Source organism: Pseudoalteromonas arabiensis (genome assembly GCF_001550155.1).
GTDB classification, from domain to species: Bacteria; Pseudomonadota; Gammaproteobacteria; order Enterobacterales; family Alteromonadaceae; genus Pseudoalteromonas; species Pseudoalteromonas arabiensis.
Map to the genome: position 1 here is coordinate 194715 of NZ_LRUF01000021.1, position 12148 is coordinate 206862.

Here is a 12148-nt window from a genome sequence, read left to right on the forward strand (position 1 = left end):
GATGGATTTAATCAGAATAGCCAAGGCACAACTTGCTTATGGTACACACCCACTGCTTGATGATGCTGATGCAGTCATTGAGTCGGGTGAACGTGTTTGTATTGTTGGTAGAAATGGCGCGGGCAAGTCAACCTTACTGAAAGTGCTCGATGGCCAAGTAACACTGGATGATGGTGAAATAAACCAATTAGGTGGTATCCGTATTTCGCGTCTAGAGCAAGATCCACCTAAAGGAGCCGAAGGGACGGTTTTTGATTATGTTGCTCAAGGTATGCCTGATATAGCGAACTTACTGATTGAATATCACCAAGTTAGCAATCAAATGCAGACAGATTATAACGATAAACTGCTGAATAAATTAGAGCGTTTATCAAATCAGCTAGAAACGGTTGATGGTTGGCGTTTCGATACCCGTATTCAGCTTATTTTAACACGTTTAGAGCTAGACCCAGAAGCCAAGCTTGAATCATTATCGGGTGGTTGGCTACGTAAAGTTGCTCTAGCCAGAGCCTTGGTCAGTGAACCTGATTTACTGCTTCTTGATGAGCCAACTAACCACTTGGATATGAGCAGTGTTATTTGGCTTGAGCAGTTTTTAAAAGAGTTTAAAGGCGGCATCGTTTTTATATCACACGACCGTGCATTTATTCGTGCCGTGGCGACCCGTATTCTTGATTTAGACCGCGGCAAGCTGGTTTCATACCCTGGTGACTATGCCGCTTATCTTGAACAAAAAGCGCATGATTTAAAAGTTGAAGAAACGCAAAACGCATTATTTGATAAACGCTTAGCGGAAGAAGAGGCTTGGATCCGCCAAGGTATTAAAGCACGTAGAACCCGCAACGAGGGCCGTGTTCGTGCACTTAAAGCCCTACGTAAAGAGCGCAAACAACGTGTTGATCAAGTAGGTAAAACCGATTTCAACATAGAAACGGCCGATCGTTCAGGCAAACTGGTATTCGAAGCGAAAAACATTGCTCATGCGTTTAAGGATAAGGTGATTGCGAAGGATTTCTCAACACTTGTTATGCGTGGAGACCGTATTGGCCTTGTCGGTCCAAATGGTATTGGAAAAACCACTTTATTAAAAATCTTATTTGGTGATTTAGCAGCTGATAGCGGAAGTGTGAAGCAAGGCGTAAATCTCGAGTTTGCGTATTTTGATCAATACCGTCAAAAACTAGATGAAGAAGCAACCGTGCAAGATAATGTTGCAGAAGGAAAACAAGAGGTGATGATGGGCGGTCGCTCTCGTCATGTATTAGGTTACCTTCAAGACTTTCTATTTCCACCGGCAAGAGCGCGTACGCCTGTTAAAGCCCTTTCAGGTGGTGAGAAAAATCGTTTGTTGTTAGCGAAGTTATTTCTAAAACCGTCTAATATTTTAGTCCTTGATGAACCGACCAATGATTTAGATATTGAAACCCTAGAATTACTTGAAGATATTATTAATCAATATCAGGGTACGGTATTAATTGTTAGCCATGACCGTGAGTTTATCGATAATACTTGTAGTTCTGTGTGGGCATTTGAAGGTCAAGGCAAAATTACAGATATCGTAGGCGGCTATAGTGATTACGAGGCCTACGCTGCTTATTTAGCAGAACAAGAAAAGCAGCTACAGCAGATAAAGCAGGAAAAGCCTGAGGCGAGTAGTCAGCAAGAAAAAGCACAAAAGAAAAGTAATAAACTCTCTTACAAATTAAAACTTGAATTAGAAGAATTACCCAGTAAAGTGGAGCAACTAGAAAAAGCACTCGATGCTCAGCAAATTGTCGTTAATGACCCTGACTTTTTTAAGCAAGACGCTGCAATTACAACAGACGCATTGAACCAATTAGCCCAGTTAGAGTCTGAGCTTGAAGCCGCATTTGAGCGCTGGGAAGAACTCGAAGATTTAAAGAATCAGTAGTAAGGATTAAAATGAAATATAAATTACTCGCTGCCAGTATATTAGCGACTCTTAGCACCTCAGCAATGAGCGCAACATATCAATTGACTGAGCTAGGTCGATTAGATGGTGCAAAACACAGCTATGTTACCGATGTCAGTGAAAACGGTCATATTATTGGTTTAGCAAATGGTGTTTATCGACTGCCTATTGATATCTCTTATATCGATTTTGAAGATAGCGCGATTAGAAATGCATACGATGCAACTAAAGCTAGCTATGAACTTATCGACAAAGAGATCACATTTACACTCGATGATATTGAAAATAACGATGCTGTAAATACCAATGCAGATGCACATGCGTTTATGATCTCTTTTGTAACAGATGCTCGATCTGGTCGTTTAACTAATTCCGAGTATCAAAAGATATCAAGTGCGCTTACTACGGTATACACACCTGAAGGCGCTTCTGAGCAAGTTCTTTTTGATGAACAGTCACTTGATTATGACGGTTTGACTCGCTCAACGACTAATTTATTAAACGCAGTCACCGATGATGGTGTAATGGTAGGTTGGGGCAGTGCGCCTTACGAAAAAACAGCCTTTACGCAAACGGATGAAGACGAAGAAGAAACGCACTTTTTACGTGAGTTTATCAGCCGTGGTATTGTAATCAGTCCTGACGGTGTAAAAGTGCCATTAGTACCCGAGTTTAATGAGTATGGTGGTACAAGTATTGCGACTGATATCGTGCAAACCAGTGATGGTTACGTTGTAGTTGGCAGTGTATCAACAGGCATTCCTGTTGATCGCCAAGAAGACATTGACGATAACTGTGACGGTGAAGACGAACCAGTATCGGACTGTATTGAAAGTTTAGATAGAAACATTTCAACTGGCTTATTTGATAAACGCGCAGTTAAATGGACACTTGATAATAGCCTAAATATTACCAACACTGAGGTTTTTGGTTTAGCAATCACACCAGAAGATGACGAAGACTTTGCCTTTAGAAGTAATGCATTTGCTGTAAACGAAAATGGCCTGATTGCCGGTACATCTGATGTACGTTATGACGATAGACGTTATTCGATGCCTGTTTACTTTGAAAATGGCGAAGTAAAACAATTTATTAATCAAGATGATGACTGGGTTGGCGGTAAGGCGCTCGCAATTAATGATGATAATATCATTGTTGGCTATGCCAATAAGCGTATTGAAGGCACTACCCGTACTAAGTTCTTCTATTTCGATAAAAACAGTAATAGCGTTGTTTTTCCGACAGACTTTTTCACAAGCTCTAGTTCTTTAGCAAACGACATTAACGACAACGGTGTGATTGTTGGTGAAGGTGAAACTGATATTTTCAATTCATCAAGTCGCCGTCGAGAAGGCTTTATGTATACAATTGGTGAAGACAAAATTGTTAACATAAATAGCTTACTACCTTGTTACGAAGCTGATGGCGAGACCCGTTTTAAGTATACTGTTGCTGAGGCGAAAGCAATTAACAACAACAATGAGATTTTTGGTGTTGCAACCAAAACGGTTGAGAAGACAGACACATTTGGTAATGTTGTGCTAGACGTGGACGGTAATATTGAATATGAAAGTGTTGCTGTAGCCGTTAAATTAACACCTACCAGCGGTAGTGTTGAAGAATGCCCTGCGCAAGAGATTGAAGAATATGAGCGTCAATCATCAAGCTTCCCTTGGTACACTTTACTATTACTGCCACTTGCTGCAATGCGCCGCGTGTTCAGAAAATAATAATCCGATACCAACATGCGATAATACTTAAGCATGTTGGTATAAAATGAATGACCATTAAAAACCCAGCTTTTGCTGGGTTTTTTGTCTATACATCTGTTGTTTATTTGGGTACTTTATTTATGTCGATGTAGCCAAGCTTTACGCACAGAGCGTTTCCACAGCATATCGATTCCAAAATAACCAATAATAGCTGCAGCTGTGGCGCAGATGAGTGAGCCAACAAGGAATGCTGGTCCAATTGTTGTCAGGCTGTCTAAAAACCATTGCCAGCTAGGTTCAAACTGAAAATGTTGTGGTGGTTGGGCAAGTGCAATCGTGCCAACGATATAGGAGCAATAAAAAATAGGTGGCATAGTCAGCGGGTTGGTTATCCAAACTGTCGCAACCGAGATGGGTAAATTAACGCGTAAAGGGATAGCAAGTGCGGCAGCTAAAACCATTTGAAAAGGAACGGGGATGAAGGCAAAAAACAAACCGACTGCAAATGCCCCACGGGCTGAGCGTCGATTAAGATGCCATAAATTTGCATCATGCAACAAACGACCAAAAATTCTTAAATATTTATGATCTCTTACCTTGTTATGATCGGGTAAAAACCGTTGGATCGTTTTTTTAGCCATTTAAAGCAACCATTTACATCTATTTGGTTATGCAGTGGATTTATATTCGGTTGTTTTATAACCGTTTATACTTTGCACACTGCGGCGTTTTATATACTCAGTTTTGCTATTGTTTTAGCTGGTGCTTATTTTAAGCCTTTTTCGTCAGTTTTGTTAGGATTTATTTGCGCTATTTTGGTTGTACTTCTTAACGACCACTATTTTTATAGTCTTCCTTACAAGGACTTGAAGAGAAATGAGACCGTTGATGCTAAAATTGAAATCGTATCCATGCACTCAAGCCAATCTCCGTTTTACGTAAAAGCCAAGATTATTGATTTATCAAACCTGGATAAAAACTTCAAAGCGACCCCTTTTGCTATGCTAAGTATCATTAGTGATAATGAAGTTAACGTAGGGGATGTATTAACCAGCAAATTAAAGCTAAAGCCATTTAGGAGTGTAAAGAACTTTGATGTATTTGATGCAGAGCGCTTCGCATTGTCTGAGCGTGTATTATATGAGGGCCGCTCTGTAGGTCAAAGCGTGTTAGTCTCATCACAGCAAAAATCCACTACGCGTGAGTCATACCGTGGTTTTATATTTTCTATCACAGACAAGATGAGGATGCAGTGGCTGTATTATGCATTATTAACCGGCGACAGAAGTAAAATTAAAGACACTGATAAAGTGCATTTAAAAGAACTTGGTTTAAGTCACTTACTGGCTATTTCAGGTTTACATATTGGTCTAATATTCGCGATTGGTTTTTATACCAGTAAGTTTTTGTTCGGTACTTTTTCTGTAAAGTATAGTCAACAGAATAACCTTAATAAGCTATTTGTAGTTATTGGGCTATTGCTTGCATTTTTTTATGTCTACCTCAGTGGTTTCATTGTCTCTGCAACACGAGCACTGTTGATGCTGGCCTGTTATTTAATAGTTTATAGCTTTGCAAAGCAGCCTCTACGTTGGCGAGCCATTCTATATGCGTTAACCATTTTATTATTTTTTGATCCTTTTTCTTTATTAAATCCTGGACTCTACTTTAGTTTTATTGCGGTCATAATTATTTTTTTAACACTGAACTACCGTTCTTACCCAAAATTCAAGCTAGCAAGGGGAATGGTTCAGTTAGTCATAATTCAATGTGCTTTATTCTTAGGGTTGTTACCGATCACGCTTTATTATTTTGCAGGGATTAGCGTCATTGGATTGGTCATAAACCTTATTGCTGTGCCGTTACTCGGCATCATATTAATGCCATTATTAGTCGCGTACAGCTTTTTATCAATGTTGTTCGATTTGAGCTTGTTATGGCAATTCTTTGATGCATTTTTATATCAAGGCTACCAATATCTAACGTCAATACCTTCAGATTGGCGATGGCTAAACTTTTATTTACCCAGCTTTAATTTACTCTTATTGTGCTATATCATTTTAGTAATCCTACTTTTCTCACCTTATAAGCGACTGGTTTTCGTTCCATTAGCGTTAGCACTGATTGATTGGCATTTAACAGCAAAAGGTGAATTTAAGTTAGATGTGTTTGATGTTGGTCATGGACTCATGGTTATGGTTAGTGCAAATCAAAAAGCACTAATCTACGATTTAGGGCCGCGCTACTTTGGACGGTTTGATTATATAAACTCAGTACTGCGCCCTTATATTTTACGTCATAATATTGAGGTTATAGCAACGGTTGTTAGCCACCGAGATAATGATCATGCAGGAGGGTTAGATAGTTGGCAGGCTGCTGGTTTTGGTAAAACGCTTAGTACATTCCATCCAAATGGCCTTGAGCAGGCCTGTGAAAAGGTGTTTTTTCAGATTGAAAATCTAAGCGTTAGAACTATCAATCATTCCACATTGTCGACCAACAAAAATGATCAGTCCTGTATAGTCATGGTGGAGAATAAAAATCATCAAGTATTATTAACTGGCGATATTTCTAAACTAGTAGAGCAAGCATTAGTTGAAAGTAACACGCGCATACAAAGCACTGTGTTGGTAAGTCCACATCATGGTAGTAATACGTCTTCAAGTTCTGAGTTTATAGAGCGAGTCGCACCTGATATTGTGATTCACTCTGCTGCTTATCAAGGGCAGTGGAATTTTCCTCATCCTGAGGTTGTAAAGCGTTATCAGCAGCACCATATACCTCAATTTACAACGGCCAACCTAGGTCATATACGAATCACCTTTTATCAAAATGATTACCAGCTAGAATTTGCGCGTAAGTCACAAAGTTATTGGTTCGAAGAAGATTGACGTTTTGTTTTTACCCCCATAAGGCTACAATAGTCGAAGTCTATGAATAAGAGAGTGTTATGGATCAAACTACATCCCAAATTTATAAGCGCTTAATTAGTTATGTGAGTGATTATAAGCTTATTGCATTTTTTGCTATTGTCGGCATGATTGGTTACTCAGCAATGGATGCATTGTTTATCAATTTAATGAAACCATTTATTGATGAAGGTTTGAATGCCCGTAACACACAAGTTTTAACTTATGCCCCCTTTGTGGTTATTGCATTGGTGCTAGGTCGTGGCATGTTTAATTATATGTCATCGTATTGCTTAAGCTATGTAGGCTCACAAGTTGTTAGAAGCTTACGTCAGCAATTGTTTGAGCATATCTTACATTTGCCTGTTTCTTTTCATGATAAAAATTCAAACGGTGATCTAATTTCAAAAATCACCTTTGATACTGAGCAAGTTCAACAAGCAATTACGAAAGCATTACTTATTGTTGTTAGAGAAGGGGCATTTGTGGTCTTTTTACTATTCAACATGTTTTATACCAGCTGGAAATTATCGCTAATATTCTTAGTTATTATCCCCTTGGTTGCAGTGATTGTTGCGTTCGTATCAAAACGTTTTCGTAAAATTTCAAAAAAAATTCAATCAGCCATGGGGCAAGTTACACGAAGCTCAGAACAAATGCTTTCAGGTCACAAAGTGATCCATGGTTTTGGTGGTCAAAAGCAAGAGATTTCACAATTCTCGGCAATCAATAACCATAACCGTCAGCAACGAATTAAAATGGATGCCACTAAAGCACTCAGTGTTTCTGTTATTCAGATCCTCGCTGCGAGCGCGATGGCAGTGATTTTATGGGTCGTGTCTATGCCTTCGATGATTGACACTATTAGTTCAGGTGATTTCGTATTACTAATTTCATCCATGATGATGCTACTGCGTCCATTAAAACAGTTGTCTAATGTCAACAGTGACCTGCAACGCGGTATCTCTGCGGCGCAAAGTATTTTTCTAGTACTTGATGAAGAAGTAGAAAAAGACACAGGAACGCATAAAGCCGATAAAGTAACTGGGCACATTGATGTTCAAAACGTAACCTTTCGTTATCCTACAAAAGATGAACCTGTTTTAAAAAACTTATCACTCGAAATTAAAGCAGGGGAAAGTATTGCATTAGTAGGGCGCTCAGGCTCAGGAAAGTCAACAATTTCGAACCTCTTACCCCGTTATTATGAGCTCGAAGGAGAGAGTAAAATATTATTAGATGGGGTGCCCTTATCTGATTATAAGCTAACTGATTTACGTAAACAGTTTGCTTTAGTGTCGCAACAGGTTGTTCTGTTCAATGACACAATTGCTAATAATATTTGTTATGGTTTAGATCGTGTTTTATCAGATGATGAACTAATGGCCGTTGCTAAACAAGCACATGTTTGGGAGTTCGTTAAGGATTTACCAGAAGGTTTGAACACCATGGTTGGTGAAAACGGTGTGATGCTATCAGGGGGGCAGCGTCAACGTATTGCCATTGCACGTGCTATTTTAAAAGATGCGCCTATTCTCATTCTTGATGAGGCTACATCTGCACTGGATACTGAATCCGAAAAACTAATTCAACAAGCACTTGATACTTTGATGAAACAGAAAACATCGATAGTGATTGCACACCGCTTATCGACTATAGAAAACAGTGATTGTATTTATGTAATTGATCATGGTCAGGTTATCGAAAAAGGCACGCATTCTGAGCTTTTAAGTAAAGACGGTACTTATTCGGCCTTATGTAAAATGCAATTTGGTGAGCAGTAGTGAGTGTCATTGAAAAAAGCTGGTATAAAAAACCAAGCCTATTAACTGTTTTCCTCTTGCCGCTAAGTGTTATTTTTTGGTTGATTTCAACGCTGCGAAAATACCTGTATAAAATTAATATACTCAAAGCGTTTAAAGCCCATGTGCCAGTAATTGTTGTTGGTAACATTAGTGTGGGTGGTAATGGTAAAACGCCGTTTGTTATTTGGTTAGCGCAGTATTTGCAACAACAGGGACTGAAGGTCGCAGTGATCAGTCGCGGTTATGGTGGTAAGTCAGCAAGTTATCCGCTTTTAGTCACTGACGATACAGCCACAAGTGAAGCGGGTGATGAGCCGGTTCTTATTAAACGTCGTTTAGGCTGTGTTGTGATGGTTGGCCCCGATCGCCAAGCAAGTATCGAGCAGTTACAAAACCACGACATCGATATCATTATTTCAGATGACGGTATGCAACATTATAAAATGGCGCGTGATATAGAGTGCTGTATTGTAGATAGTGAACGTCAATTTGGTAATGGACTTTTAATACCGGCAGGCCCACTTCGAGAAACGAAAGCACGCTTAAAGTCAGTTGATTTAGTTGTCGAGAATGGTGGCGAAAAAGCATACCGTTATGATTTGAATGCAAGTCAATTTAGATTAGTATCGTCGTCTGAACAAGTCGCAGAAACGCCAACAAACGGACACGCGATCAGCGCCATTGGCAACCCGGTACGCTTTGAGTTGAGCCTTGAAAAACAAGGTATAAATTTATTATCGACACATCATTTTCGGGATCATTATAATTATCAAGCAACTGACTTTTTAGCATTTGAGAATGAGCCCGTGTTTATGACTGAAAAAGACGCCGTAAAATGCTTTAGTTTTGCTAAGTCAAATTGGTATTATTTACCCGTAGACGCTAGGCCAACAGCCGCTGTTATTGAAAAATTAAATTCATTATTAAAACAAAAAGGGATCCTCCATGGCCTTTGATACAAAATTACTTGAAATTATTGCTTGCCCAGTGTGTAAGGGTAAGTTGCGCCTTGATAAAGAAAATCAAGAGCTTATTAGTACAGCTGCGAAATTAGCTTATCCGATTAAAGATGATATTCCAGTACTTCTTGAAAACGAAGCGCGTGAACTAAGCCAAGAAGAGGTTGATAAGTGGAATTCGTAGTCGTCATCCCTGCACGTTACGCGTCTAGCCGTTTACCCGGTAAACCTTTAGCGGATATATGTGGTAAACCGATGATTCAGCATGTTTATGAAAAAGCGGCTGCATCGGGTGCCAGTGCAGTGTATATTGCTACCGATCATCAAGCCGTGTTTGATGTTGTAAAAGACTTCACTGATAATGTGTTGATGACACGAGAAGATCATCAGTCGGGTACAGAACGTCTTGCCGAAGTAGTTGAAAAGCTCAATCTTACAAGCGACACTATTGTTGTTAATGTACAAGGTGATGAGCCATTACTTGCCAGTGAAAACGTAACTCAAGTGGCAAAATTACTGGCAGAGTCAGATGCACCCATGGCAACGTTAAGTGCAAACATGACTGATAGAGATGACATTTTCAATCCCAATTGTGTCAAAGTTGTCAGTGATACAGAACAAAATGCCCTGTATTTTTCGCGTTCGCCCATTCCTTACCATCGTGACGCAATGATGAACGATGATAATAGCAAACTAAATCTTGCTGACTATGCGCGTCATATTGGTATTTACGCTTATCGCGCAGGCTTTATTCAACAATATATTGCGCTACCTGAATCGCGTCTAGAACAACTTGAGTCACTTGAGCAATTACGTGTTTTATATCATGGTTATAAAATTAAAATTGCAGGAGCTGTGTGTGAGCCTCAAGCCGGTGTGGATACACCTGAAGATCTTACGCGTGTCATAGCCGCTTTGAGCAACTAGTAACAATGACTGAAATGAATAGGGTTCATCTTCATGCACGTGAAGATGACTTTTTTGTTTTTTACAAACCCGCAGGTGTTAGCTTTCACAGTGAAGAATGTGCCGGCTTTGTCGTGCTTGCAGAGCAACTAGTGAACGAAAAGTTATTTCCTGTTCATCGCCTAGATAAAGTGACTTCAGGGTTAATTATTTTAGCTAGAAACAAGCAGACCGCAGCGGAGTTTACAACGCTTTTCACAGCGCATCTGGTTAATAAGTTTTATATAGCCGTTAGCGATACTAAGCCTAAAAAAAAGCAAGGCTGGATTAAAGGCGATATGCAAAAAAGTCGTCGAGGTGCATTTAAGTTACTAAAAAGCCAAGAAAACCCAGCGGTTACTCGCTTTTACTCTAAAAGTATTCGTCCAGGTTTGCGTGCATATTTATTAAAACCATTTTCTGGTAAGACACATCAATTAAGAGTGGCAATGAAAAGTATTGGTGCCCCTATACTCGGTGATGCCACTTACGCTGGAAGCTTGGACGAGCGAACTAATTTGCATGCCTATGCATTGCAATTTAGTTATAAAGGGCAGCTTAAAGAATATCGATATGCGCATACAACAGGCGCACATCTCAATGAAGTTTTTAACGCAGACGAATTCAAAGAGTGGCAGACTCCTTGGACGTTGGATTGGTAAATGAAAGAAACAACACAAGACATTCGCTTTGGTGGTATTAAGCGTTTATATGGTCATCAACAATTTGATTGGCTGCAACAAGCACATTTTTGTGTCATCGGTATTGGTGGCGTAGGTAGTTGGGCTGCTGAGGCGTTAGCACGTACAGGGGTTGGTCAACTGACATTGATAGACCTAGATGATATATGCGCAACCAATGTTAATCGTCAAATTCATGCTTTGACTGGCACCGTAGGTGAAGCAAAAGTCGAAGCAATGAAAACACGTTGTGAGCTGATAAACCCAGATATTAAAATTAATGTGATTGATGACTTTATAACGCTAGATAATATTCGTGAGCATATTCAAGGCTTTGATTATGTGATTGATTGTATTGATGCAGTGAAAGAAAAAGCGGCGCTAATTGCCCATTGTAAACGTATAAAATTACCCGTTATCACAACCGGTGGAGCGGGCGGGCAAACTGACCCTAGTCAAATCAGTTTTGGTGATGTTGCTAAGACAACGCATGATCCACTTCTTGCAAAAGTTCGTTATATCTTGCGAAAGCAGTACAACTTTAGTAGCAATCCCAAGCGTAAGTTTAATGTCGATTGCGTTTATTCGACCGAGCAGCTTGTCTATCCAACCTCAGAAGGTGACGTTTGCCAAGCAAAACAAGGCGCAGATGGCTCGATGAACATGGACTGTAATAATGGTTTTGGGTCTGCAACCATGGTTACAGGCAGCTTTGGCTTTTTTGTTGCAGCCAAAGCGATTAGAAAATACCTAGATAAGAAACAGCGTAGTTTAAAATAACGTTTTTTAGCGCTTTTGCTCAGCCATGGCTTGAATTTTATCGACCATGGCTTTGATGCCATTACCACGAGAAGGACTTAAATGGCTAATTAGACCAAGTCGTTCAAATTCATCATACGCATTTATTTGAGTTGCTTGCTGCGGCGTTAGACCATTGTATAAGGCTAAAATTAATGCCAGTAACCCTTTAACAATTCGAGTATCGGAATCTCCAGCCAACACGAGGCTATTCTCCGTGTGATCAAAGTCAATATATAACCAAACTTTACTTTCACAGCCTTTAACTAATGCATCATCTACCTTCAGCGCTTCAGGCATAACGGGTAGCTGTTTACCTAATAGCATTATTTGGCGGTACTTTTGTTGCCAGCCTGCTGCATTTTCAATGTCTTTTGTTACGGCTTGAAAAGGTGAATTCATGTTTA

The 12148-nt window shown here is 39.7% G+C and carries 11 protein-coding genes; 9 read left to right on the forward strand and 2 right to left on the reverse strand.

Translation table 11 applies throughout. The features are described 5' to 3' along the window. Position 1: 1 nt before the first annotated feature. Both uup and PAARA_RS10530 read left to right on the forward strand, forming a co-directional pair. On the forward strand, positions 2-1912 hold the full coding sequence (uup, locus tag PAARA_RS10525; protein WP_062568993.1) for an ATP-binding cassette ATPase Uup: 1911 nt from the start codon (positions 2-4) through the stop codon (positions 1910-1912). Positions 1913-1923: 11 nt separating this feature from the next. Beyond that, positions 1924-3663, forward strand: coding sequence for a DUF3466 family protein (locus PAARA_RS10530; protein WP_062568994.1), 1740 nt, complete (start codon positions 1924-1926; stop codon positions 3661-3663). 116 nt (positions 3664-3779) lie between these two features. Here the strand turns inward: PAARA_RS10530 and PAARA_RS10535 are convergent, their stop codons facing one another. Further along, the gene (locus PAARA_RS10535; protein WP_062568995.1) at positions 3780-4286 is read right to left on the reverse strand and encodes a DUF2062 domain-containing protein; all 507 of its coding nucleotides are present in this window, start codon (positions 4284-4286) and stop codon (positions 3780-3782) included. 225 nt (positions 4287-4511) lie between these two features. Between PAARA_RS10535 and PAARA_RS10540 the strand changes: the two genes are divergently transcribed. The 7 genes from PAARA_RS10540 to tcdA are packed head-to-tail and all read left to right on the forward strand — an operon-like array spanning position 4512 to position 11723. Then, entirely contained in the window at positions 4512-6536 is a 2025-nt protein-coding gene (locus tag PAARA_RS10540) for a DNA internalization-related competence protein ComEC/Rec2 (protein WP_157066193.1), read from the forward strand. Between the two features lie 59 nt (positions 6537-6595). Further along, positions 6596-8338 carry a lipid A export permease/ATP-binding protein MsbA gene (gene msbA, locus PAARA_RS10545; RefSeq protein ID WP_062568997.1) on the forward strand — a complete coding sequence of 581 codons (1743 nt, stop codon included), beginning with the start codon at positions 6596-6598 and terminating at the stop codon, positions 8336-8338. Next, complete coding sequence (gene lpxK, locus PAARA_RS10550) at positions 8338-9315, forward strand: tetraacyldisaccharide 4'-kinase (protein WP_062568998.1); 978 nt, start codon at positions 8338-8340, stop codon at positions 9313-9315. The genes msbA and lpxK overlap by 1 nt, the downstream gene beginning before the upstream one ends. After that, entirely contained in the window at positions 9305-9502 is a 198-nt protein-coding gene (locus PAARA_RS10555; protein WP_036968654.1) for a Trm112 family protein, read from the forward strand. The genes lpxK and PAARA_RS10555 overlap by 11 nt, the downstream gene beginning before the upstream one ends. Continuing rightward, positions 9490-10245 carry a 3-deoxy-manno-octulosonate cytidylyltransferase gene (gene kdsB, locus PAARA_RS10560; protein WP_062568999.1) on the forward strand — a complete coding sequence of 252 codons (756 nt, stop codon included), beginning with the start codon at positions 9490-9492 and terminating at the stop codon, positions 10243-10245. Before PAARA_RS10555 ends, kdsB begins: the two co-directional genes overlap by 13 nt. 14 nt (positions 10246-10259) lie before the next feature. Beyond that, positions 10260-10925, forward strand: coding sequence for a TIGR01621 family pseudouridine synthase (locus tag PAARA_RS10565; protein WP_405128666.1), 666 nt, complete (start codon positions 10260-10262; stop codon positions 10923-10925). Continuing rightward, positions 10926-11723, forward strand: coding sequence for a tRNA cyclic N6-threonylcarbamoyladenosine(37) synthase TcdA (tcdA, locus tag PAARA_RS10570; protein ID WP_062569001.1), 798 nt, complete (start codon positions 10926-10928; stop codon positions 11721-11723). Positions 11724-11729: 6 nt separating this feature from the next. Here the strand turns inward: tcdA and PAARA_RS10575 are convergent, their stop codons facing one another. Then, positions 11730-12143 (reverse strand): SufE family protein, encoded by a 414-nt coding sequence (locus PAARA_RS10575; RefSeq protein ID WP_062569002.1) that lies wholly within the window; start codon positions 12141-12143, stop codon positions 11730-11732. Positions 12144-12148 lie beyond the last annotated feature (5 nt).